Source organism: Luteimonas terricola (assembly GCF_004352845.1).
Lineage (GTDB): Bacteria > Pseudomonadota > Gammaproteobacteria > Xanthomonadales > Xanthomonadaceae > Luteimonas > Luteimonas terricola.
In genome coordinates this window covers 451,900-474,848 of sequence record NZ_SJRX01000001.1, presented here as the reverse complement: position 1 = coordinate 474,848, position 22,949 = coordinate 451,900, and the positions used below count along the sequence as shown (strand labels likewise).

The 22,949-nt window shown below is 69.5% G+C and carries 17 protein-coding genes and 1 tRNA gene; 9 read left to right on the top strand and 9 right to left on the bottom strand.

Annotation, left to right across the window (positions count from 1 at the left end; genetic code table 11):
* Positions 1–141: 141 nt before the first annotated feature.
* The 3 genes from E2169_RS02200 to E2169_RS02190 all read left to right on the top strand — a co-directional run bounded on the left by E2169_RS02200 (position 142) and on the right by E2169_RS02190 (position 5,998).
* Entirely contained in the window at positions 142–3,570 is a 3,429-nt protein-coding gene (locus E2169_RS02200; protein ID WP_229659110.1) for an amidohydrolase family protein, read from the top strand.
* A gap of 171 nt (positions 3,571–3,741) precedes the next feature.
* Positions 3,742–5,076, top strand: coding sequence for an amidohydrolase (locus tag E2169_RS02195; RefSeq protein WP_165942300.1), 1,335 nt, complete (start codon positions 3,742–3,744; stop codon positions 5,074–5,076).
* A 145-nt stretch (positions 5,077–5,221) separates the two neighbouring features.
* Positions 5,222–5,998 carry an SAM-dependent methyltransferase gene (locus tag E2169_RS02190; RefSeq protein ID WP_207918344.1) on the top strand — a complete coding sequence of 259 codons (777 nt, stop codon included), beginning with the start codon at positions 5,222–5,224 and terminating at the stop codon, positions 5,996–5,998.
* Positions 5,999–6,058: 60 nt separating this feature from the next.
* Here E2169_RS02190 and selD read toward each other — a convergent pair whose 3' ends face one another.
* From selD to fdnG, 8 genes are all read right to left on the bottom strand, one after another.
* Complete coding sequence (gene selD, locus E2169_RS02185; protein WP_132984972.1) at positions 6,059–7,138, bottom strand: selenide, water dikinase SelD; 1,080 nt, start codon at positions 7,136–7,138, stop codon at positions 6,059–6,061.
* Positions 7,139–7,181: 43 nt separating this feature from the next.
* Positions 7,182–7,277 (bottom strand) — tRNA-Sec (locus E2169_RS02180).
* Between the two features lie 29 nt (positions 7,278–7,306).
* Positions 7,307–9,301, bottom strand: a complete 1,995-nt coding sequence (gene selB / locus E2169_RS02175) for a selenocysteine-specific translation elongation factor (RefSeq protein ID WP_132984971.1) — start codon at positions 9,299–9,301, stop codon at positions 7,307–7,309.
* Positions 9,298–10,731, bottom strand: coding sequence for an L-seryl-tRNA(Sec) selenium transferase (gene selA / locus E2169_RS02170; protein ID WP_132984970.1), 1,434 nt, complete (start codon positions 10,729–10,731; stop codon positions 9,298–9,300). Before selA ends, selB begins: the two co-directional genes overlap by 4 nt.
* Before the next feature lie 3 nt (positions 10,732–10,734).
* The gene (gene fdhE, locus E2169_RS02165; protein WP_132984969.1) at positions 10,735–11,667 is read right to left on the bottom strand and encodes a formate dehydrogenase accessory protein FdhE; all 933 of its coding nucleotides are present in this window, start codon (positions 11,665–11,667) and stop codon (positions 10,735–10,737) included.
* A gap of 99 nt (positions 11,668–11,766) precedes the next feature.
* Complete coding sequence (locus E2169_RS02160; RefSeq protein WP_132984968.1) at positions 11,767–12,417, bottom strand: formate dehydrogenase subunit gamma; 651 nt, start codon at positions 12,415–12,417, stop codon at positions 11,767–11,769.
* Positions 12,410–13,342 carry a formate dehydrogenase subunit beta gene (fdxH, locus tag E2169_RS02155; protein WP_132984967.1) on the bottom strand — a complete coding sequence of 311 codons (933 nt, stop codon included), beginning with the start codon at positions 13,340–13,342 and terminating at the stop codon, positions 12,410–12,412. The genes E2169_RS02160 and fdxH overlap by 8 nt, the downstream gene beginning before the upstream one ends.
* 10 nt (positions 13,343–13,352) lie before the next feature.
* On the bottom strand, positions 13,353–16,421 hold the full coding sequence (fdnG, locus tag E2169_RS02150) for a formate dehydrogenase-N subunit alpha (RefSeq protein WP_165942299.1): 3,069 nt from the start codon (positions 16,419–16,421) through the stop codon (positions 13,353–13,355).
* 207 nt (positions 16,422–16,628) lie between these two features.
* Between fdnG and E2169_RS02140 the strand changes: the two genes are divergently transcribed.
* Positions 16,629–17,912 carry an acyltransferase family protein gene (locus E2169_RS02140; RefSeq protein WP_165942298.1) on the top strand — a complete coding sequence of 428 codons (1,284 nt, stop codon included), beginning with the start codon at positions 16,629–16,631 and terminating at the stop codon, positions 17,910–17,912.
* Between the two features lie 82 nt (positions 17,913–17,994).
* Here the strand turns inward: E2169_RS02140 and yghX are convergent, their stop codons facing one another.
* Positions 17,995–18,882 carry a YghX family hydrolase gene (yghX, locus tag E2169_RS02135; protein WP_132984963.1) on the bottom strand — a complete coding sequence of 296 codons (888 nt, stop codon included), beginning with the start codon at positions 18,880–18,882 and terminating at the stop codon, positions 17,995–17,997.
* Positions 18,883–18,971: 89 nt separating this feature from the next.
* Between yghX and E2169_RS02130 the strand changes: the two genes are divergently transcribed.
* The 5 genes from E2169_RS02130 to E2169_RS02105 all read left to right on the top strand — a co-directional run bounded on the left by E2169_RS02130 (position 18,972) and on the right by E2169_RS02105 (position 22,909).
* Complete coding sequence (locus E2169_RS02130; protein WP_132984962.1) at positions 18,972–19,523, top strand: YaeQ family protein; 552 nt, start codon at positions 18,972–18,974, stop codon at positions 19,521–19,523.
* Between the two features lie 75 nt (positions 19,524–19,598).
* Positions 19,599–20,129 (top strand): riboflavin biosynthesis protein RibA, encoded by a 531-nt coding sequence (locus tag E2169_RS02125; protein ID WP_132984961.1) that lies wholly within the window; start codon positions 19,599–19,601, stop codon positions 20,127–20,129.
* Between the two features lie 202 nt (positions 20,130–20,331).
* Complete coding sequence (locus tag E2169_RS02115) at positions 20,332–21,270, top strand: aldo/keto reductase (RefSeq protein WP_132984960.1); 939 nt, start codon at positions 20,332–20,334, stop codon at positions 21,268–21,270.
* A gap of 76 nt (positions 21,271–21,346) precedes the next feature.
* Positions 21,347–21,877: a cytochrome b gene (locus E2169_RS02110; protein WP_132984959.1), complete on the top strand. Its 531-nt coding sequence runs from the start codon at positions 21,347–21,349 to the stop codon at positions 21,875–21,877.
* An 84-nt stretch (positions 21,878–21,961) separates the two neighbouring features.
* Positions 21,962–22,909, top strand: a complete 948-nt coding sequence (locus E2169_RS02105) for a PLP-dependent cysteine synthase family protein (RefSeq protein WP_132984958.1) — start codon at positions 21,962–21,964, stop codon at positions 22,907–22,909.
* The last annotated feature ends 40 nt before the right edge of the window (positions 22,910–22,949 follow it).

The following is a 22,949-nucleotide window of genomic DNA, read 5'->3' as shown; positions in this document are numbered from 1 at the left end:
CCTTAGACCAAGCGGCGGCGTCGAGGTGGAAACGGAGGACGGGGTACCGGCAACCGACCGTTCCAGCCGGGACTTTTGTCCCGCGCCAATGCGCCGCAGGCTCGCTAAGTTGGTCGATTGACCCGCCCGGATACCGATCGAATGCCCCGAAACGTCCTTGCCATCGCACTCGCCTGCGCGCTCGCCTCCTTCCCCGTCCTCGCCCAGGACCCGCCCGCGCCACCGCCGGACGAGATGCCGGAGCAGCAGGACGAGCCCGCGGACAACGTCGAACTGGAGCAGGACGCCCTCGACGCCGCCGGCGTCGACCCGGCGGAAGCCCCGCTGGAGAGCGCGCGCGGCCTGCGCCAGGATGCGAACGGCGAAGACAAGGACGCCAAGTGGAACGTGGAGTCCACCCAGGGCCAGGCGAAGACGGTGCGCTTCGAGACCAGCGAAGGCACCTGGATGGACGTGGACGTCTCGCCCGACGGCCGCCAGCTGGTGTTCTCGCTGCTTGGCGACCTCTACCGCATGCCGGTCGCCGGTGGCGCCGCCACCCGCGTCACCAGCGGCCGCGCCTGGGACATCCAGCCGCGCTGGTCGCCCGACGGCCGCCGCATCGCCTTCACCTCCGACCGCAGCGGCGGCAACAACGTCTGGACCGTCGCCGCCGACGGCAGCGACCCGCGCCAGGTTACCGAGGAGACGTTCCGCCTGATCAACAACCCGGCCTGGACGCCGGACGGCGAGTACATCGTGGCCCGCAAGCACTTCACCTCCACGCGCTCGCTGGGCGCCGGCGAGCTGTGGCTGTACCACGCCGGCGGCACCAGCGCCGGCATCCAGCTGGTGGAGAAGGCCAACGAGCAGCAGGACCTCGGCGAGCCCTCCGTTTCCCCGGACGGCCGCTACGTCTACTTCTCGCAGGACGTCAGCCCCGGGCCGAGCTTCGAGTACAACCGCGACCCGCACGGGGTGATCTACGCGATCAAGCGCTTCGACCGGCAGACCGGCAAGACCGAGACCGTGGTCGCCACGCCGGGTGGCGCGGTGCGACCGCAGCTGTCGCCGGACGGCAAGTCACTGGCCTTCGTCAAGCGCGTGCGCGACGCGAGCGTGCTGCACCAGCTGGACCTGGCCAGCGGCGAGGTGCGTCCGGTCTGGGACGGACTCAGCCACGACCAGCAGGAGGCGTGGGCGATCTTCGGGCCCTACAGCGGCTTCGACTGGACGCCGGATTCGCGCGCCGTGGTGGTCTGGGCGCAGGGCGGGCTGTGGCGCGTGGACATGGGCAGCGGCGCCGCGACGAAGATCCCGTTCACCGCGCAGGTGGAGCAGGTGGTGTCGCAGCCGCTGCGGTTCGCGCAGTCGCTGCCCGAGGGGCGCTTCAATCCGCGCATGATCCGCGACGTGGCGACCTCGGCCGACGGTGGCACCCTGGTCTTCCACGCGCTTGGCCAGCTGTGGCGCAAACCGCTGCCCGGCGGCACGCCGGCGCGCCTGACCGGCAGCCGCGATGTGTACGAGTACCAGCCGGGTTTCAGCGCCGACGGCCGCCAGCTGCTCTACACCACCTGGTCGGATGCTGGCCTGGGCGCGATCCACGTGCGCGGCGCAAGCGGCACCGGCACCGGACGCAAGCTCACGCAGGAGCCGGGCTTCTACTACCACCCGCGCTTTTCGCCCGACGCCCGCCACGTGGTCTACAGCCGCAGCGGCGGCGGTGGCCTGACCGGCAGCCTGTGGTCGGGCGACCGCGGCATCTACGTGGTGCCGGCGGCTGGAGGGGAGCCCGTGCGCGTGGCCGAGTCCGGCCAGTCGCCGCAGTTCAACCACGACGGCACGCGCGTGCTCTACCTCACCGGCGGCGGCATGGAGAAGAAGCTGATGTCAGTGGGCCTGCACGGCGAAGAGCCGCGCGCGGTGTTCGACCTCAAGTACGTGGACTCGGTGCAGATCAGCCCGGACGGCAAGTGGGTGGCGTTCACCGAGCTGTTCAACGCCTATGTGGCGCCGATGCCGGAGACCGGCCGCAGCATCACGCTCGACCGCAAGACCAAGGCGCTGCCGGTGCGTCCGGTCAGCGCCGACGTCGGCAGCTACCTGCACTGGGCGGCGGATTCGCGCTCGCTGCACTGGATGGTCGGCGACCGCTACCACTCGCGTCGGCTCGACCAGACCTTCCCGTTCCTGCAGGGCGCGCCGCAGGAGATTGCCGCGCCGGCACCCGGTGGCGGCACCGCCGTGGGGCTCGAGGCCCCTGTGTACGCGGCGCGCGACGTGGTGGCGTTCACCAATGCCCGCATCGTCACCATGCGCAACGCCGAGACCGGCGAAGAGGTGATCGAGAACGGCACCATCGTGCTGGACGGCAACACCATCGCCGCGATCGGCGCCGCGGGGGCGGTGCAGGTGCCGGCGGGCGCGAACGTGATCGACGCCGCCGGCAAGACCATCGTGCCCGGCATCATCGACGTGCATGCCCACGCCGCGAACTTCGGCCAGGGCGTGGTGCCGCAGCAGAACTGGGCCTACTACGCCAACCTGGCCTTCGGCGTCACCACCCTGCACGACCCGTCGGCGACCAGCGAATTCGTGTTCTCGCAGGCCGAGCTGCTGCAGGCCGGGCGCATGGTCGGCCCTCGCATGTTCTCGACCGGCACGATCCTGTACGGCGCCGACGGCGGCTTCAAGGCCGAGATCGATTCGCTCGACGACGCCCGCAGCCACCTGCGCCGGATGCAGGCGCACGGGGCGTTCTCGGTGAAGAGCTACAACCAGCCGCGCCGCGACCAGCGCCAGCAGGTCAACCAGGCCGCGCGCGAGCTGGGCATGCTGGTGGTGGAGGAGGGCGGTTCGACCTTCCACCACAACATGACCATGATCCTGGACGGCGCCACCGGCATCGAGCACAACCTGCCGGTCGCGCCGCTGTACGCGGACGTGGTGAACCTGTGGAAGGAAACCGACGTGCGCAACACGCCGACGCTCGTGGTCAGCTACGGCGGCCTGTCGGGCGAGTACTGGTGGTATGCGCGCGACAACGTCTGGGAGGACGCCAAGCTCAAGCGCTTCTTCCCGCGCGAGACGCTTGATGCGCGCAGCATCCGTCGCGAGGTCGCGCCGGACTGGGACTACCACCACATCGAGGTGGCGAAGGCGCTCAAGGGCCTGCGCGATGCAGGAGTGAAGGTGCAGGTGGGCGGCCATGGCCAGTTGCAGGGCATGGCCACGCACTGGGAGATCTGGATGCTCACCCAGGGCGGCTTCAGCAACTTCGAAGCGCTGCGCGCGGCGACCATCGACGGCGCCGACTACATCGGCTTCGGTGCGCAGCTCGGTTCGCTTGAAGTCGGCAAGCGCGCCGACCTGGTGGTGCTGGACGGCAATCCGCTGGACAACATCCGCCACACCGCCGACACCCGCTACGTGATGGTCGATGGCCGGCTGTTCGACGTCGCCGCCGACATGGCCGAGATCGGCAACCAGGCCGTGCCCGCGCCCGAGTTCTACTGGCAGCAGCATCGCCAGGGCCAGATCTTCGGTGAGAGCTTCGGCCCGACCTCGGTCTGCCACGGGGTGCATTGAGGCAGCAGTGGCCCGGTCGCGCCTGAACAGGGCGCGGCCGGGCCCGAACTTTTGCGCCATGCATGTGTCGAACGCACTCACGCATCGTCGATGCGATCCGCTCCCAGGCCCGGCGTGCGCGCCATACATCCCGTCCAGGGAGAGGCACCCTATTCTTCACAGGCAGGTCCCATGACATTCCGCACATCGATCGTCCTTCCCTCCCTGCTCGCAGCGGCGCTGCTGGCGAGCATGGATGCCAGCGCCCAGGCATCCGCCGCACCGCTCGAGCAGCAGATCCGCGAGGAGTCCGCGGCGATATTCCCGAGCCTGGTGAAGTGGCGTCGCGACATCCACCAGCATCCCGAGCTCGGCGAACAGGAAACGCGCACGGCCAAGCTCGTCGCCGACCACTTGAAGCGCCTGGGGCTGGAAGTGGACACCGGGATCGGGAAGACAGGCGTCGTCGGGGTATTGAGGGGCGGCAAGCCCGGGCGGACCGTGGCACTGCGCGCCGACATGGATGCGCTGCCCGTCAAGGAGCCTGCGGGGCTGCCCTTCGCCTCGCAGGCACGCGGCATCTACCACGGTGCCGAGGTCGACGTGATGCATGCCTGCGGCCACGATGCGCACACAGCCATGCTGATGGCGGCCGCCGAAGTGCTGGCGGGCATGAAGGATGAGCTGGAGGGCACGGTGATGTTCGTCTTCCAGCCCGCGGAGGAGGGGTCCAGCCTGGTGCAGCCGGGCCAGGGCGCGAGCTGGGGCGCGAAGGCCATGCTCGAGGATGGGGTGTTCGACACCCTCAAGCCCGACGCGGTGTTCGCCCTGCATGTGATGCCGGGCCCGTCGGGCCAGCTCAGCTGGCGCAGCGGCGCCACCACCGCGGCCAGCGACATGCTGCACATCACCGTGAGCGGCAGCCAGGGCCACGGCGGCATGCCCTGGAACACGGTCGATCCGGTGGTCACATCGGCCCAGGTGATCGGCGGCGTGCAGACCGTGGTCAGCCGCAAGGCCAACCTTGCGCGTTCGCCCACGGTGGTCACCATCGGCACCATCAACGGGGGCACCGGGCCGAACATCGTGCCCGAAACGGTCGCCATGTCCGGCACGATCCGCACCTACGACGAAGGCGTGCGCGAGCAGGTCCGCGACGACCTCAGGCTGAGCGCGATGAAGATCGCCGAGAGTGCGGGCGCCGTCGCCGACGTTTCGATCGAGCCGATGTACGCCTCCATCTTCAATGACGCCGGACTGGCGGAGCGGATGGCACCGGTCCTGGAGCGCGCCGCCGATGGCGAGGTGGCGACGGCGGAACTCCCCGGGGCTGCCGAGGACTTCTCGTACTTCTCGCAGCAGGCGCCCGGACTCTACGTCTTCCTGGGCGTGACGCCGGACGGACAGGATCCCGCGACGGCCGCACCCAACCACAATCCCGAATTCTTCGTCGACGAAGCGGCGCTGGAAGTCGGCACGCGTGCGCTGGCGATGATGACGGTGTCCTTCCTGGCGGGCGAGGGCTGAGGCCTTTTCCGAGTGCCCGGCCTTCGGCCCGACTCCGGTCTGCCAAGGAGAGCATTCGATCGCCCGCCCCGCGCATGCCCGCTGTCCGGCAAGTGCCGCTGTATGCTGGCTGTTCGATTGTCTTTCCGGAAGCGAGGTGCAACGGTTGTCCAGTGAAGTGGTGTTCGAAGACCGGCCGGATCCGTTCGCCATGCCCCTCGACGTGCCGTTCGTGCCCACCGGGGAGCGGGTGGTGCAGGCAATGCTCAAGCTGGCCGCGGTGGATGCCGGCGACGTGGTCTACGACCTGGGTTCGGGCGATGGCCGGATCGTGGTCGCCGCCGCCCGCGACCACGGCGCACAGGCGGTGGGCGTGGAAATCGACCGCGAGCGGGTGGAACGGGCCGAGGCATACGCGGCCCGGGCCGGGGTCGGGCACAGGGTCAGCTTCATCGAATACGACCTGTTCCACGCCGACTTCAGCCCCGCGACGGTGGTCACGATGTACCTGCTGGACAGCGTCAACCTGGACCTGCGTCCGCGCCTGCTTGAGGAGCTGCGGCCCGGCACGCGGGTGGTGTCGCACGCCTTCGACATGGGCGACTGGAAGCCGGACCGCAAGATGTCCGCCGGCGGGGTTGTCATTTTCCTGTGGATGATCCCGGCCAGCGTGGCGGGCACCTGGGGCTGGGAGGCATCGCACGGCCGGCGCTTCCGCGTCCGCCTGCAGCAGACCTGGCAGCGGGTGGAGGGCGAGGCCTGGATCGACGACCGGCCGGCCAAGCTCAAGCGGGCGGTGCTGTGGGGTGACTGGCTGGAGCTGGTGCTGCGGCCTGCCGGCGCCGCCGCGCCGAAATCCGTGTTCATGCGCTGCGGGCGCGATCGTTGGCTCGGCTTCAGCGGCAACCACAAGGGCGCAGCGGCATCCCGCCTGTGCGCATGACCGCGGCCACGAGGAGCAGCACCACGAGCACACCGGCGGCGCGCAGCAGCCTGACGGCGATCAGCCGACTTCGACCCGCGCCTCGCCCGCGCGGATTTCGCCGACGACCGCGGCGTCGGTGAAGCCTTCGCCGTGGAATATCTCCAGCACCTCGCCCAGCGCCCGCGGCGCGCAGGACACCAGCATGCCGCCGGAGGTCTGCGGGTCGGTGAGCAGGTCGCGGGCGGCCTTGTCGATGCTGGCGCCGAGCTGCACGCCGTCGCCATAGGCGGCCCAGTTGCGGCCGGAGGCGCCGGTGACCACGCCGTCGGCGGCCAGCGCCTGCACGCCCGGCAGCCAGGGCAGGTCGTCGAAGCGCAGGCGCACGGTGAGGTTCGCGCCGCGGGCCAGCTCCAGCGCATGGCCGAGCAGGCCGAAGCCGGTGACGTCGGTCATCGCGTGCACATCGGGCAGCGCCGCCAGGGCGATGCCGGGGCGGTTGAGGCGGGTGGTGGCATCGATCATCGCGCGGTAGCCGGCATCGTCGAGCACGCCGCGCTTGAGCGCCGCCGACAGCACGCCCACGCCCAGCGCCTTGCCCAGCACCAGCACGTCGCCGGGACGCGCGTCGGCGTTGCGGCGGATGCGGTCGGGGTGGGCGATGCCCATCGCGGCCAGGCCGTAGATCGGTTCGACCGAATCGATGCTGTGGCCACCGGCCACGGGAATGCCGGCCTCGGCGCACACGTCCTCGCCGCCGCGCAGGATCTCCGCGATCACCGCGTGCGGCAGCACGTTGATCGGCATGCCGACGATGGCCAGGGCCATGACCGGGGTGCCGCCCATGGCGTAGACGTCGGACAGCGCGTTGGTGGCGGCGATGCGGCCGAAGTCATAGGGGTCGTCGACGATCGGCATGAAGAAGTCGGTGGTGGCGATCAGTGCCTGTTCGTCATTGAGGCGGTAGACGGCGGCGTCGTCGGCGGTGTCCTTGCCCACCATCAACTGCGGCCACGCAGGCGCCGGCACGGCGCGCTTGAGCAGGTCGGCGAGCACGCCCGGGGCGATCTTGCAGCCGCAGCCGCCGCCGTGGGAGAGCGATGTCAGGCGCGGCGCCGGACCGGCGTCGAGGGAAGCGGGCGTGTCGGGAGTTGCGGACATGGCGTGCTCGTCGGTATCGGGTCGTCCGCGGCGGGCGCGGGAATGGCGGAAGGCAACAGGAGTCGAACCTGCCTGGGAGCGGCTGACGCCCCCAACCGGGTTTGAAGCCCGGCCGCGCCACCGGGCGCGCTTGCCTTCCATCGGGTGTCGCCGCCGCGTCGCGGCGTTTCAGGCGTCGTGGCTGCCGCCCGTGATGCCATTGTCGGCCATGCCTTCGCCGCTTGCACGGGTCACCGGCACAACCTGCAGGGATTGCAGCCAGGCGCTGTCCTCGCGCACGACATGGCTGTCGCGCACGCGGCGGGTCAGGCCGGTGCGGTCGAAGAATTCCAGGATCTGGATCGCGCGCTTGCGACCCAGGCCGGTGGCATCGCGGAAGCGCGCGGCTTCGACGGTGCCGTCGCTGCCGGCGATGCCGGCGGCCAGTCCGGCCAGCCCGCGCATCTCGTCGCGATGGAAAAAGAGGTCACGCACCACCTGGTAGGCCTCGCCCTGCAGGGCGAGCGTGCGCAGCAGGCGGCGTATGCGCTCCTCCGGCTCTGCTTCGGTGCGCGCGAGGTCGCGCACCCAGGGCGGATTGAAACCGCCGTCCTGCAGCTGGCCGAGCAGGCGCCCGGCAAGCGCGGTTTCGGCCTCGTCGAGGGTGATGCTGTGGCCGGGCAAGTGCAGCCAGGGGCCATTGCGGCGCAGGCGTCCGTCCTGGGCCATCCCGTCGAGCAGGGCATGCCACAGTGACGCGGGCGCGGTGGGCAGGGCGATGCGGCGCAGGCGCGACGCTTCGGGACCGGGCTCGTCCGGCGAGTCGCGGTGGTAGTCGGCCAGCGCCTGTTCGATGCGTGCGCGCAGGGCGTGACAGTGTCCATCGGCGATGGCGATGCGCGCCGCGGAGCGCGGCGTGAGCCAGTGCGCGCCTTCGGGCAGCCGCAGCCGTTCCGGCGGCAGGCCGGCCAGCCGGACCAGGGCGCCTTCGTCCACACCCTGGGGCGCGTTGTCCAGCAGCGGCTGCAGGCCCTGGCCGTCGAGCATGGCGGCGATGCCGCCCAGCCAGGCCAGGCGCTGCGGCGAGCGCCGGCGGCGCGTCGGCGCTTCGGGGTCGAGCACGCGGCCGCCGCCGATGGTGCGGCTGGCCTCGGCGTCGCGCACGATGAAGCGGTCGCCCGGCGTCGCGCAGAGTGGCTGGTCGAAGACCAGCTGCACGCGGCCGCTGGCGCCCGGTGCGATGCCGCGTTCGGACAGCGGCACCGCGTGCGCGAGCCGGCGCGCAGTGCCCAGGTGCACGTGCAGCGGCGACCAGTTGCCGATGGCCGCGTCCGCGTCGGGCAGAAGCTGCAGTTCGACGTCGACATGGGTGCCGGGGACGAAGGCGCGGGCGTCTGCGATCCAGTCGCCGCGCTTGATCGCATCCTTGTCGATGCCTGCGAGATTGAGCGCGCAGCGCTGGCCCGCGCGGCCGTCGGCGCTGGGCTGGTTCTGGGCGTGGATGGCGCGCACGCGTAGCGGCCTGCCGGATGGCGCCAGTACGAGCTTGGCGCGCTCGTCGCCGGCCAGGGTGCGGCCGGAGAACACCGTGCCGGTGACCACGGTGCCGTGGCCGACCAGGGTGAAGGCGCGGTCCACGGCCAGCCGGAACAGCCCGCCGTCGTCGCGTGCCTGCGAGGACGCCGCGACGCCTTGCAGGTGCGCGCGCAGCGCGGCGACGCCCGGATCGCCGTCGGCCGTGGCGTTGACTGCGAACACGGGCGCGCCGGCCAGCGGGGTGCCACGCAGCAGTGCGCCGATCCCGGCGTGCACCTCGTCCAGGCACGACGGATCGACACGGTCCGCCTTGGTCAGCGCCACCGCGCCGTGCTCCACGCCCAGCAGGCCGAGGATGGCCAGATGCTCGCGCGTCTGCGGCATCACGCCGTCGTCCGCGGCCACCACCAGCAGGCCGAAATCGATGCCGCAGGCGCCCGCGGCCATGGTGTGCACCAGCTTCTCGTGGCCGGGCACGTCGACGTAGCCGAGCACTTCGCCGCCGGGCAGGGGTGCGTAGGCGTAGCCGAGTTCGATCGAGATGCCGCGCGCCTTCTCTTCCTTCAGGCGGTCGGTCTCGACGCCGGTCAGCGCGCGTACCAGGGAGGTCTTGCCGTGGTCGATGTGGCCGGCGGTGCCGACGATCATGCGCGCAGCCGCTCCAGCTGGGCGGCAAGCGCCGCCTCGTCGCGCTCTTCGAGGCAGCGCAGGTCGAGCCACAGGGCGTCGTCGGCGATGCGGCCGATGACCGGGCGCGGCAGGTCGCGCAGCGCCTTCGCCAGGCGTTCGAGCGCGCGGCCGCGGCTGCCCTTGCCGGCGAAGCGCAGCGACAGGCCCCAGCTCGGCAGCGCCTCGACCGGCATCGCGCCGCTGCCGATCTGGCTGGCCATGGGCGTCGAAGAGACGCTCCAGTCGGTGTCCAGAATGTCCTGCAGCGGTGCCAGCAGGCGCGCGGCCTGCGCCTGCATCGCCGACTGCGGCCGCAGCAGCAGGCGCAGCGTGGTCAGGCGCTCGGGCAGGAGCTCCGGTGCGCGGTACAGCGCCAGCACCGGCTCCAGCGCGGCCAGGGTCAGCTTGCCCACGCGCAGCGCGCGCTTGAGCGGGTTCTTGCGCAGCTTCGCGACCAGGTCGGCGCGGCCCACGACCAGCCCGGCCTGCGGACCGCCGAGCAGCTTGTCGCCGCTGAAGGTGACCAGGTCCGCGCCGGCTTCAAGCGTCTCGCGCACGGTGGGTTCGTGCGGCAGGCCCCAGCGCGCAGGGTCGACCAGCGACCCGCTGCCTAGGTCCACGCCCAGCGGCAGGCCGCGTTCGCGCGCGATGGCCGCCAGCGCCGGGGTATCGACGTTGCTGGTGAAGCCGGAGATCGCGTAGTTGCTGCAGTGGACCTTGAGCAGCATGGCGGTGCGCGCGCCGATGCCGTCTTCGTAGTCGCGCGGGTGCGTGCGGTTGGTGGTGCCGACTTCGACGAGCTTCGCGCCCGCGCGTTTCATGATGTCGGGGATGCGGAAGGCGCCGCCGATCTCGACCAGTTCGCCGCGCGAGACGATCACTTCGCGGCGGCTGGCCAGCGAGTTGAGCATCAGCAGCACGGCGGCGGCGTTGTTGTTGACGACGGTGGCGGCTTCGGCGCCGGTGAGTTCGCACAGCAGGTCTTCGACCAGGGCATCGCGCTCGCCGCGGGCGCCGCGCTCGAGGTCGAACTCCAGCGCGACCGGCGCGGTCAGCGCCTGCACCACCGACTGCACGGCGGCGTCGGGCAGCAGGGCGCGGCCGAGGTTGGTGTGCAGCACGGTGCCGGTGAGGTTGAACACGGTGCGCAGGCGCGGCTGCGAGGCCTGGTGCAGGGACGCGGAGGCGTCGCCGGCGAGTGTTTCCGGCTGCAATGCGTCGTGCTGCAGTTCTCCCGCCAGCGCCGCCTGGCGCAGATCGTCGAGCCGCGCACGCAGCGCGGCGGTGACGCGGGTCGGGCCGTAGTCCGCGAGCAGCGCGGCCAACGCCGGATCCCTCAGCAGGCGGTCCAGCGAAGGGATGTCGCTTGCGGCCGCCGCACCGCGGTCACGCCCGCCGGCTGCCGCCATCGCTCAGTCCCCGCCGCCGACCTGCCACAGCAGCGGGTTGCCGCTGCGGCGCACGTAGCCTTCCTCGCCCATCAGCACGTCCAGCGCCAGGCTGGCGAGATCGTCGGCCACGGGCTCCACGTAGAGGTCCTTCTCCTGGTACAGGATCTTGCGGTAGCTCTTGCAGCCGTCGCAGGACTCGGCCTTGATGGCATCTGAGCCGCCTTCGACGTGGTGGAAGGCGATGCCCTTGGTGCTCGCGCAGTGCGAGCACTTCACGCGCTCCAGGTGCCATTCGATGCTGCACAGCGGGCAGCACAGGTAGCGGTAGCCATCGTGGGCGCCGCCGATGCGGACGACGCTTGCGACCGGCGCCGAGCCGCAGCAGGGACAGAGGCCGAAGCTGCCGACCGGCAGCTGCTTTTCTTCCAAGGCGGCCGCCATGCCCGTCCAGTAGACCTGCAGCGCGGCCATGATGAAGGGCGCGGCCGCGGCATCCTCGCCCTTGGCGACGCCTGCGAGCAGGGCCGATGCCATGTCCTCGATGACTGCAGGCGACTCGTCGAGCGTCTTCCGCAGCGCGGCGCAGGCGTCGACGGCGGGCGCCGGGGTGTCGTCGCTCCCGGCGACCTCGTCAAGCAGCTGCCCGAGCAGCGCGCGCCACTCCGGGTCGCGTGCCAGGCCGATGGCGGGCAGGGGTGGCATGTCGTGCTGTTTCGCACGCTCGACGACGGCGGCCTCGGGCGCCGGCGGTGTGTAACCCTTGAGTGCCGCCTGCTGTGCCTGCGCCAGTTGTGCCATCAGCGTCAGGTAACCACCCACCGGACTGTCCCCGGCCAGGCTGTGCAGGCGCGCTGCGCGGTCGGAGAACACGCTGACGCGCTCGGGCATGCGCAGGCGCGGGATACGGGTGTGGTCGAGGGTTTCGATTTCGCCTCGTGGCAGGATGCGTTGCACGTTGTCTCCATCGGGGAGCGGCGGAAATGAAGCGGCGCGCCCCTCCGGGGCGCGCCGTTGCCCCGCACGGGGCAGGTTAGGCCAAAGCCGGGAGAGCCGCTACTTGCCGCCTTGGCGGCCTTCCCCGTCGACTTCGCGCAGCCAGGCGCGATGGTGCTTCCGGGCCCAGCCGCGGGTGACCGAGCCGCGCAGCATCGCCTCCATCGCGCCCTTGACCCAGAACGCGGCGTACACGTGGACGATGATCATGCAGATCAGCAGCGTGGCGAAGAAGGCGTGCAGCAGCGAGGCCCAGCGGATCGCGGTGACCGGGAAGAACGCGGCGAGCCACGGCCGCCACATCACGATGCCGGTCAGCAGCAGGCCGACCATGCTCGCGATCAGGGCGAAGAACAGCAGCTTCTGCCCGGCGTTGTAGCGGCCGACTTCCGGCAGGTTTTCCTCGCGGTTGTTGATCACATCGCCGGTGTGTTTCATCCATTCCCGGTCGCGCGCCTCGATGCGGTTGTGGCCCCACATGCGCATGGCCAGCAGCGCGAACACGATGAACATGAAGGTGCCGATGAAGGGATGCAGGATGCGCGTCCACGGCCCGCCGCCGAACAGGGCCACCAGCCAGTTCGTGGCCGGGTGGTACAGGGCCAGTCCGGAGAGCGCGGCCAGCACGAAGCTGATCGCCGTCAGCCAGTGGTTGGTACGCTCGTTGGCGGTGTAGCGGGGGATCCGTTCGGGTGTCCGTCGCTCAGTCATGGTGATGCTCCCCGGTGGCGGCGTCGGACCTGCGTGGTGCCGCGGCCGCGGCCTCCGCCTCTTCCTCTTCCGTCACCACGTTGCGGCCGATGCGGATGTAGTGGAAGAAGCCACCGAGCGCGGCCAGCGCCATCGCCGCCAGGCCCAGCGGCTTGGCCGCGCCCTTCCACAGCGACACCATCGGGCTGATCTTCGGATCCTTGGGCAGGTCGTTGTACAGCTCCGGCCTGTCGGCGTGGTGCAGCACGTACATCACGTGGGTGCCGCCGACGCCCGCCGGGTCATACAGGCCGGCGTTCTCGAAGCCGCGCGACTTCAGGTCGATGATGCGGAGATCCGCGTGCTCCTTCATCCGCTCCTTGGTGCCGAACTCGATCGCGCCGGTGGGGCAGACCTTGGCGCAGGCCGGCGCCTGGCCGACCGCGACGCGGTCCGAGCACAGGGTGCACTTGTAGGCCTTGTTGTCCTTCTTGGAGATGCGTGGCACGTCGAAGGGGCAGCCGGTGACGCAGTAGCCGCAGCCGATGCAGTGTTCCTCGTGGAAATCGACGATGCCGTTGGTGTACTGCACGATCGCGCCGGGCGAGGGGCAGGCCTTGAGGCAGCCCGGGTCCTCGCAGTGCATGCAGCCGTCCTTGCGGATCAGCCACTCCAGGTTGCCTTCCTCGGTCTCGTGCTCGGCGAAGCGCATCACCGTCCACGAGTGCGGGGTCAGGTCGGCGGGGTTGTCGTAGACGCCGACGTTCTCACCGACCTCGTCGCGCAGGTCGTTCCACTCCATGCACGCCACCTGGCAGGCCTTGCAGCCGATGCACTTGCTGGTGTCGATCAGCTTGGCGACGCCGCCGGTCACCGGTTCACGGATGACGGGTGGCTGGGTGGTGGTGGCGGAAACCCGTTTGATGTCGAGCGATTGCAATGCCATGTGGGGTCTCCTATGCCTTTTCCACGTTCACCAGGAACGACTTGAACTCGGGTGTGTTCGAGTTGCCGTCGCCGACCGATGGCGTGAGCGTGTTGGCCAGGTAGCCCGGCTTGGCCAGGCCGACGAAGCCCCAGTGGATCGGGATGCCGACGTGGTGCACGGTGCGGCCGTCGACCTTCAGGGCGCGGATGCGCTTGGTCACCACCGCCACGGCCTCGATATGGCCGCGCTTGGAGGACACCCGCACCCGGTCGCCGTTGCTGACGCCGACCTCGTGCGCCAGGCCTTCGCCGATCTCCACGAACTGCTCCGGCTGCAGGATCGCGTTGAGCTTCACGTGCTTGGTCCAGTAGTGGAAGTGCTCGGTGAGGCGGTAGGTGGTGCCCACGAACGGGAAGTCCTCCGCCGTGCCCATCGTCGCCCGGTCGGAATCGAACAGGCGCGCGGCCGGGTTGCTGGTGGCCTGCGGCGAGTCCGGGTAGATCGGGTTGTAGCCCAGCGGCGTTTCGAAGGGCTCGTAGTGGGTCGGGAACGGGCCTTCGGCCAGGCCGCCGCGCGCGAAGAAGCGGGCCACACCCTCGGGATTCATGATGAACGGCCCCATGCCGTCCGCCGGATCCTCGTCGGCCTTGAAGTCCGGCACGTCGGCGCCGGTCCAGCGCTTGCCGTCCCACCAGACCAAGGGCCGCTTCGGGTCGAAGGGCTGTCCGGCCGGATCGGCGGAGGCGCGGTTGTACAGGATGCGGCGGTTCGCCGGCCAGGCCCAGGCCCAGTTGAGGGTCTGGCCGATGCCGGTCGGGTCGCTGTTGTCGCGGCGCGCCATCATGTTGCCGTCCTGGGTCCACGCACCGGCATAGATCCAGCAGCCGCTGGCGGTGCTGCCGTCGTCGCGAAGCTCGCCGAACCCGGAGACCTGCTCGCCCGCGCGGCGGGTGATGCGCGAGGGGTCCTTCGGGTCTGCAAGGTCCTGCAGCGCACGGCCGTTGTACTCCATGGCCAGTTCGGTCGAGGTCGGGTGCCTGGGCCGGGCATAGGGCCAGGACAGGTTGAGGATCGGGTCCGGGAAGGCGCCGCCCTCGGCCTGGTACAGCTCGCGCAGCCGGGTGTAGATCAGGGCCATGATCTCGACGTCGCTCTTGGCCTGGCCCGGCGGCTCGGCGCCCTTCCAGTGCCACTGCAGCCAGCGGCCCGAGTTCACCAGCGCGCCTTCCTCTTCGGCGAAGCAGGTGGTCGGCAGGCGGATGACCTCGGTCTGGATGCCGGCGGTGTCGACGTCGTTGTGCTTGCCGTAGTTCTTCCAGAACTCGGAGGTCTCGGTGACCAGCGGGTCCATGATCACCATGTACTTCAGCTTGGCCAGCGACGAATTCATCTTCGCCTTGTTGGGCGCGGCGGCCAGTGGGTTGAAGCCCTGGCAGATGTAGCCGTTGACCTTGCCCTGGTCCATCAGCTCGTAGGTCTGCAGCATGTCGTAGGGGCGATCGAGCTTGGGCAGGTAGTCGAAGGCCCAGTTGTTCTCGGCAGTGGCGGCATCGCCCCACCAGGACTTCATCAGGCTGACGTGGAACTTCGAATAGTGCTGCCAGTAGCTGAGCTGGTTGGGCCGCAGCGCGGTCTGCGTGCGCGAGGCGATGTAGCCGGCGTAGTCCTGCTCGTCGTCATTGGGCAGGGTCAGGTAGCCCGGCAGCAGGTTGGTCATCAGCCCCAGGTCGGTCAGGCCCTGGATGTTGGAATGCCCGCGCAGCGCGTTCATGCCGCCGCCGGCGATGCCGATGTTGCCCAGCAGCAGCTGCAGCATGGCGCCGGTGCGGATGATCTGCGAGCCGATCGAATGCTGGGTCCAGCCCAGCGCGTACAGGATGGTGGCGGCGCGGTCGGTCGTGGCGGTGGATGCCAGCATCTCGACCACGGTCAGGAACTGCTCCTTCGTGGTGCCGCAGACGCGCTCGACCATCTCCGGCGTGTAGCGGGCGTAATGCGCCTTCAGCAGCTGGTAGACGCAGCGCGGGTGCTGCATGGTCGGGTCGGTGCGGACGTAGCCGTCCTCGCCGCGCTCGTAGTCCCAGCTGGACTTGTCGTAGGTCCGCGTCCCGGCGTCGTAGCCGGAGTACACGCCCTCGTCGAATGCGAAGTCCTCGCGCACGATGAAGCTCATGTCCGTGTAGTTGCGGACGTACTCATGCTGGATCTTGTCGTTGTCGATCAGCCACTTGATCGCCGCGCCGAGGAACACGATGTCCGTGCCGGTGCGGATCGGTGCGTAGTAGTCCGCGACCGACGCCGAGCGGTTGAAGCGCGGATCGACCACGATCAGCTTGGCGGCGTTGTGCGCCTTGGCTTCAGTGACCCACTTGAACCCGCAGGGATGGGCCTCGGCTGCGTTGCCGCCCATGATCAGTACAACGTCCGCGTTCTTGATGTCGACCCAATGGTTCGTCATCGCTCCACGGCCAAACGTCGGGGCAAGACCTGCCACCGTCGGGCCGTGTCAAACGCGGGCCTGGTTGTCGAATGGAAGGACGCCGAGGCTGCGGATGACCTTGTGGGTGATGTAGCCGACTTCGTTGCTGCTGGCCGAGGCCGCGAGCATGCCGGTGGTGAGCCAGCGGTTGACCGTCTTGCCGTCTTCGGTCTTGGTGACGAAGTTGGCGTCGCGGTCGTCCTTCATCAGCCGGGCGACGCGGTCGATGGCGTCGTCCCAGGAGATCGCCTCCCAGCGGTCCGAACCCGGCGCGCGGTATTCCGGCTGCTTGAGGCGGTTGGGACTGTTGACGAAGTCGAGCAGGCCCGCGCCCTTGGGGCAGAGCGTGCCGCGGTTGACCGGGTGGTCCGGATCGCCCTCGATGTGGACGATGCTGGCGGCGGCGTTCTTGGCGCCGTCGCCCAGGCCGTACAGGAGGACGCCGCAGGCGACCGAACAATAGGGACAGGTGTTCCGGGTCTCGGTCATGCGCGCCAGCTTGAACTGGCGTACTTCGGCCATCGCCGTCGTGGGCATGGCGCCAAGGAGCGCCATGCTCGAGCCGGCGAGGCTCGTACCTGAGACCTTGAGGAACTGCCGTCGGTTCATGTTGACCATGAAGCGATCCTCGAGTCTGGGTGGCTGGACGGACCGGGGACATCCCCGGGCGTGTCTTGCTTGGGATAGCGCGCGATCCTGCAGGAGCGTAATCCACGCTACACCGGTGGTCAGCATAGTCTCGGGGGCGGGGAAGGTAAACCGCGGTCGGGCGGGTCATTGGTCGCATATAAGATGCCGCAGGAACCCGTCGGCCCACGGTATCGAATGAGCAGACCTGATCGCGATCCTTACCCTGATGCACTGCGCGCATGCGCGCTGCTGGTGGTGGTGCTGGGGCACTGGATCGCCACGCTGCCGCGACTGGTCGATGGCCAGCTGGTGGACACCGATCATCTGCTCGGCATCTGGGAGGCCGCGGGCTTCCTGACCTGGGTGGTGCAGGTGGTGCCGCTGTTCGTGTTCGTGTCCGCTGCGGTGAGCGCCGATGGCGTGGCTCGGAGGCTGGAGCGGGGCGAACAGAAGCAGTGGTGGGCGGCGCGCGCACTCGGGCTGGCGCGGCCCACGGTGACCTACCTGGCGGTGCTGGTGGCGCTGGCGGCGTTCTCGCTGCTCACCGGCGGTCGGCTGCTCGGCGTGTTCAACCAGTCGCTCACCATCCACCTGTGGTTCCTGCTGATGCTGTTGACCGTGCAGGCGCTGCTGCCGTGGTGCCTGCGGCTGGACGCCCGCTTCGGGCTGGGGGCAGTGGCGGGCCTGGTGGCCGTGGCCGCGGTGTTCGACCTGATCCGCGCAGGCGCCACCTCGCTTGAGGAACTGCGCTGGCTGGGGCGCGCAGTATCGGAAAGCCCGGCAGGAATCGCCTGGCTGAACATGCTGCTGGTCTGGCTGATCCCGCAGCAGCTCGGCATCGCCTGGAAGCGCGGCCGCTTCCGCGGCGTCGGCGCGGGCATCGGATTGCTGGCGCTGGGGGCGGCGTGGCTGCTGCTGGCGATGGGCAGCGGCTATCCGCTGGCGATGGTCGGCGTGGCGCTGGCTGGCAACAACATGCTGCCGCCCACGCTGGCATTGATCGGCGTGATGTGGCTGCAGGCCGGTGCGGTGCTGTTCTTCGAGCCGCTGGCGCGGCGGCTGCTGGCCGGTCGCGCGCTGGGGCGCGTGATTGCCGTGCTCGGCGCGCTCGGCATGCCGCTGTACCTGTGGCACAAGCTGGCCGAGCTGCCTGCTGCGTGGCTGGGCGAGAAGCTGGGGCTGCCCATCGACGCCGGCGTGCCGGGCGAGCCCGGCTTCTGGCTGGGGCGTGCAGGCTGGATCGCGCTGTGCCTGCTGATGGTGGCGCCGGTGATCGTGCTGGTGGTTCGCTTCGAGCTGCGGCGCACGCGTGGTGTTCCGGCGGCCGAAGGCATGGCGCCGATCCTGGCGGGTGGAGTCGCGCTGTACGTCGGGCTGGCCGCAGCGCTGGTGTGGGGCGTGTGGCCGGGCTCGCTGCTTGGACTGGCGGCGGTGGCGTTCGCGTCATGGCGGCTTCGTGCACACCAGACCAAGGCATGACGCGTATACCCGAACTGCTGTCGGGTGCCATGATCGGATTCGCCGCCGGTGCCTCGCCCCGCTGCCCGCCGCTTCCCTCGGATCAGGCCAGGTGACGCTGGAACCACGCGACCGTCCGCTCCCAGGCCAGCTTCGCCGCGGCCTCGTCGTAGCGCGGGGTCGAATCGTTGTGGAAGCCGTGGCTGGTGCCCGGATAGAAATGCGCTTCGTAGGGGGTGTCGGCGGCCTTCAGCGCTTCTTCGTATGCCGGCCAGGTGGCGTTGACGCGTTCGTCGTTCTCGGCGAAGTGGATCAGCAGCGGTGCCTGGATGCGCGGGACGTCCTCCGGTTCGGCCTGGCGGCCGTAGAAGGGGACGGCCGCGGCCAGTTCGGGATAGGCCACCGCCGCCGCGTGGCAGACGCCGCCGCCGTAGCAGAAGCCGGTGATGCCGACCTTGTGCGTGGTGCGCGCGTCGCCGAGCAGGAACTCGATGGCGGCGAAGAAATCGTTCATCAGCTTCTCCGGATCGACCTGCTGCTGCAATTCGCGGCCGCGGTCGTCGTTGCCGGGGTAGCCGCCGACGGAGCTCAGGCCGTCGGGCGCGAGCGCCGCGAAGCCGGCCTTGGCCACGCGTCGCGCGACGTCTTCGATATAGGGATTGAGGCCGCGGTTCTCGTGCACCACGACCACGCCGGGCACGGCGTCCTGCGCCTTGGCCGGCATCACCAGGTAGCCGCGTACCTTGCCGTGGCCGTTGGGCGAGGGATAGGTGATGTATTCGGCCACGATCTCCGGGTCGGTGAACTGGACCTGCTGCGCGAGCGCGTAGTTGGGGCTCAGCGCGGCCAGGGCGCCCATCGCCGTCATTCCGCCGATGGCGAGTGCGCCCGCCCGGTCGAGGAACTGCCGCCGGCTGATGCGGCCGTGCACATAGCCGTCATACAGCTCGAGGAGTTCGGGCGAGAAGTCCCTGGCGGTAAGTCGGGTCATGGCAGGCGCTCCTGTGGACGGTGGCATCGCCAACCATACCCCTACCTGCCAAGGGTCTACACTCGCGCCTCCCTTGAAGAGGCGCGCACATGGCACCGAATGCCACGATCTACCGGCTCGAGCTCCAGGTCAGCGACATGGATCGGCATTACTACGCCGGCCATGCCCTGACGCTCGCCCAGCACCCTTCGGAAACGCCCCTGCGGCTGATGGCGCGCGTGATCGCGTTCGCGCTGAATGCGCACGAGCGGCTCGAGTTCGGCCGTGGCCTGAGCAACGAGGAAGAACCCGATCTGTGGCTGCGCGACTACACCGGCGACGTCGAACACTGGATCGACCTCGGCCAGCCCGATGAGAGCCGCATCCGCAAGGCCTGCGGCCGCGCCCGGCAGGTCACGGTGGTCAATTACAGCGGTGGCGCCGCGGATATCTGGTGGGACAAGGTCGCCAACGGCCTTGGGCGCCTGAAGAACCTCACCGTTGTCACCCTCGATCCGGCATCGGTGGAGGCCGCGGCCGGCCTGCTCGAGCGCAGCATGAACATGGGCGCGATGATCCAGGACGGCGAGCTGCAGCTGATCGCCGACCGCGGCGACGTGACCCTGAAACCGCAGCTGCGGATGGGCGTCGCGGCCGCCTGAGGGCGCAGTCCGGCGCTCACGTCCGGCGGACACCCGGTCTGGAATGATCGGCGCAGGCCATCAGGAGCACGCGCCGTGTCCGACAGCCCGGTCAGCGGAGAAGTATCCAACAGCAAGCTTGCCGCGGTATTCGACAGCGGTGCCGCCGCACGTGATGCCGCAGCGGCGCTTGTCGCCGCGGTGGGCCTGCAGCCCGCGCAGGTGAAGGTGATCGCGCCCGGCGAGCCCGACGCCAACATCAAGCTCGAACCCGAGGGCGGCGGCATCTGGCGCACGATTGTCATCGCCCACGTGCGGCTTGGCATCCTCGGCGCCGTGCTGGGCGTGGTCGCCTTCGGGATCATGATGTGGATGGGCGTGCCGTTCGTGGCGCGCTCGCCGGTGGCGGCGGGCCTCGTGACGATCTTCTTTGGCGCCGTCGGCGGACTGTTCCTGGGCGGGCTGGTTTCGATCCGGCCCGACCACGACCGCTATGTCCAGGCCACCCACGACGCGATGGACGCGCGCCGCACGACGGTCGTCGTCCATGCCCTGTCGCACGACGAGCAGGCACGGGCCAAGGAGTTCCTCGCCGACCACGGGGCCGAAGTGACCAGCACGCTTTGACGCGGCGACCTGGCGACCTGGCGGTCAGGCGCGGACCAACAACATCGGCATCTACGGCGCGCGTGAATTCTTCGACATCGACGATGCGCTCTGGGACGAGTTCAACCAGGTCAACGTGATGAGCGGCGTGCGCCACCACGGGTGCGGCGCTGCGTGTCGAAGGCGGTATCGTTGAATCAATCATGTGACAGGAGAACTTGGAATGCAGGCACGTCAGCTTGGCCGCTCTGGCCTGGAAATCGCCCCGCTGGTGTTCGGAGGCAATGTCTTTGGCTGGACCGCCGATGAAGCCACGTCGTTCGCGATGCTCGACCGCTTCACCGGACGCGGCTTCAACGCCATCGACACCGCCGATGTCTACTCGGCCTGGGCCCCCGGCCTGTCGGGTGGCGAATCGGAAACCGTGATCGGCAACTGGCTGGCGAAGCGCGGCCGCCGCGACGACGTCGTGCTGATGACCAAGGTCGGCAAGCTCGAATCACGCGACGGCCTGTCGGCCGACAACATCCAGGCGGCGGTGGAGGATTCACTCAAGCGCCTGCGCACCGATTACCTGGATGTCTACTTCGCCCACGCCGACGACGAGACCGTGCCCCTGGAGGAAACGCTCACCGCGTTCTCGAAGCTGGTCGAGGCCGGCAAGGTCCGCGCGATCGGCGCGTCGAACTATTCGGCCGAACGCATGCGCGAGGCGCTCCAGGTGTCCGCCGACAAGGGCCTGTCCCGCTACGAAGTGATGCAGCCCGGCTACAGCCTGTACGACCGCGCCGGCTACGAGTCCGGCCTGGCCGCCGTGGCGCAGGAGAGCGATATCGGCGTGGTGAGCTATTTCTCGCTTGCCAGCGGCTTCCTGACCGGCAAGTACCGCAGCGTCGAGGACCTGGAAGGCACCGCACGAGCCGGCCTCCTCAAGGGCTATTTCGATGAGCGCGGCATGAAGCTGCTCGACGTCCTACGCAAGGTCGCCGCGGATGTCTCCGCCACCCCGGCGCAGGTGGCGCTCGCCTGGCTGATGGCGCGGCCGAACGTCACGCCCATCGCCAGCGCCACCAGCCTGGGGCAGCTCGACGACATCATGGCCGCGGCGAACCTGCGCTTGCCGGTGTCCGCGATGGACGCCCTCGGGCAGGCGTCGGCCTGATGCTCATCGAACGGCGGTATGGTTGGTACTGCCGCCGTTCCGGCCCGCCAGCGGCCCAACCAGCCAAGGAGATCCCATGAGCCGTGATACCAGGGAACGCTACGGAACCGTTTCGCGCCTGCTGCACTGGAGCGTGGCCCTGCTGGTGGTCTGGCAGGTGCTCAAGATCTTCGACCGCATCGAGGATGGCGAACACTGGGTCGGCCAGACCCTGGTGCCCTGGCATATCTCGATCGGCTTCCTGATCCTGCTGCTGATGCTGGCGCGCATCTTCTGGGCGCTGCGCAACCAGGGCAGCCGCCCGCCGGCACCGCCGCCGAGGATGCTCGGCCTTGTCGCCAAGGCCGGCCACGTCGCGCTGTACGCGGCCCTGGTGCTGATGCCGGTGAGCGGCATGAGCATCATGATCGGCAACGGCTACGGCCTGACCGTCTTCGGCATGGAACTGGTGGCCCAGGGCGCCGAGATCCCGTGGCTGGCCACCTTCGGCGGCATGGTGCACTCGCCGCTTGCCTGGCTGCTGCTGGCCCTGGTGATCGGCCATGTGGTGATGGCGCTGGTCCACCGCTTCGTCAAGAAGGATGGCGTGCTGCAGCGCATGTTCTGACCGGAATCGGCGGCCCGTGACCAGGATCAGGTCGCGGGCCATGCCGGGCCGGGACAATGGGCAATTCCATCGCAGGAGTCGAACATGCCGGTCCGCTACACGCAGGTGTCCAACAGCATCCTCGACGCCGTGCACGACACGCCGCTGCTGGAACTCGAAGACGGCATCTTCGCCAAGTGCGAATTCCTCAACCCTTCCGGTTCGATCAAGGCGCGCATCGCCACGTACATTATCGAGCGCGCGGAAAGGGAAGGGCTGATCAAGCCCGGCGACACGATCGTCGAGGCCACCAGCGGCAATACCGGCAACGCGTTTTCGATGGTCGCGGCGGTCAAGGGCTACCGCATGATCGTGGTCATGCCGGAAGGCCTGTCCAGCGAACGGGTGGCGATCTCGCGCGCCTTTGGCGCCGAGGTGCTGCTGACCGGGAACTTCCACGTCAACGAGGCACTGGAGCGCGCGCGCGAGCTTGGCAGCCGCCCGGGCTTCTTCTTCCCCGGCCAGTTCGAGTCGGAGTGGAACGTGCAGGAAAACCGGGAGATTTTCGGGCCGGAGATCCTTGCCCAGCTGCCCGACGGCCGCGTGCCGGACGCCTTCGTGCACGGCGTCGGTACCGGCGGCACCCTGATCGGCGTCGGCCAGGCGTTCCGCGCGGTGAATCCCGACGTACGCCTGTTCGCGATGGAGCCGTCGGAGTCGCGCACGCTGCTCTGCGGCGAAGTGGACCTGCACGGGATCGAGGGCATATCCGATGGTTTCGTGCCCGGCATCTTCGCCCGCCACCGCGACCAGGTCAGCGATTTCCTGAGCGTGTCGAGCACCGACGCGGTGGCCGAGATGCGCAAGCTCGCCCGCAACCGCGGCCTGCTGTGCGGACCCAGTTCCGGCGCGCACCTCATCGCCGCCCGCCGCATCCGCGAGCTCTACCCGGAGCTGAAGACCGTGGTCACCGTGCTTGCCGACAAGGGCGAGAAATACCTCAACGACTTCTACATGTCGGCCGCGGAGCCGGCGTCGCCGCCGCTGCACTGACGGGGCGCTGCGGCGTACCACCGGCCAGTTCCTGCCATAG

What these genes read in the sequence shown, in the direction of transcription:
- E2169_RS02200 (WP_229659110.1), top strand. Translation starts at nt 142, where the DNA reads ATGCCCCGAAACGTCCTTGCCATCGCACTCGCCTGCGCGCTCGCCTCC.
- E2169_RS02195 (WP_165942300.1), top strand. Translation starts at nt 3,742, where the DNA reads ATGACATTCCGCACATCGATCGTCCTTCCCTCCCTGCTCGCAGCGGCG.
- selD (WP_132984972.1), bottom strand. Translation starts at nt 7,138, where the DNA reads ATGTCCGCAACTCCCGACACGCCCGCTTCCCTCGACGCCGGTCCGGCG.
- selB (WP_132984971.1), bottom strand. Translation starts at nt 9,301, where the DNA reads ATGATCGTCGGCACCGCCGGCCACATCGACCACGGCAAGACCTCCCTG.
- selA (WP_132984970.1), bottom strand. Translation starts at nt 10,731, where the DNA reads ATGGCGGCAGCCGGCGGGCGTGACCGCGGTGCGGCGGCCGCAAGCGAC.
- E2169_RS02160 (WP_132984968.1), bottom strand. Translation starts at nt 12,417, where the DNA reads ATGACTGAGCGACGGACACCCGAACGGATCCCCCGCTACACCGCCAAC.
- fdxH (WP_132984967.1), bottom strand. Translation starts at nt 13,342, where the DNA reads ATGGCATTGCAATCGCTCGACATCAAACGGGTTTCCGCCACCACCACC.
- E2169_RS02140 (WP_165942298.1), top strand. Translation starts at nt 16,629, where the DNA reads ATGAGCAGACCTGATCGCGATCCTTACCCTGATGCACTGCGCGCATGC.
- yghX (WP_132984963.1), bottom strand. Translation starts at nt 18,882, where the DNA reads ATGACCCGACTTACCGCCAGGGACTTCTCGCCCGAACTCCTCGAGCTG.
- E2169_RS02130 (WP_132984962.1), top strand. Translation starts at nt 18,972, where the DNA reads ATGGCACCGAATGCCACGATCTACCGGCTCGAGCTCCAGGTCAGCGAC.
- E2169_RS02115 (WP_132984960.1), top strand. Translation starts at nt 20,332, where the DNA reads ATGCAGGCACGTCAGCTTGGCCGCTCTGGCCTGGAAATCGCCCCGCTG.
- E2169_RS02110 (WP_132984959.1), top strand. Translation starts at nt 21,347, where the DNA reads ATGAGCCGTGATACCAGGGAACGCTACGGAACCGTTTCGCGCCTGCTG.
- E2169_RS02105 (WP_132984958.1), top strand. Translation starts at nt 21,962, where the DNA reads ATGCCGGTCCGCTACACGCAGGTGTCCAACAGCATCCTCGACGCCGTG.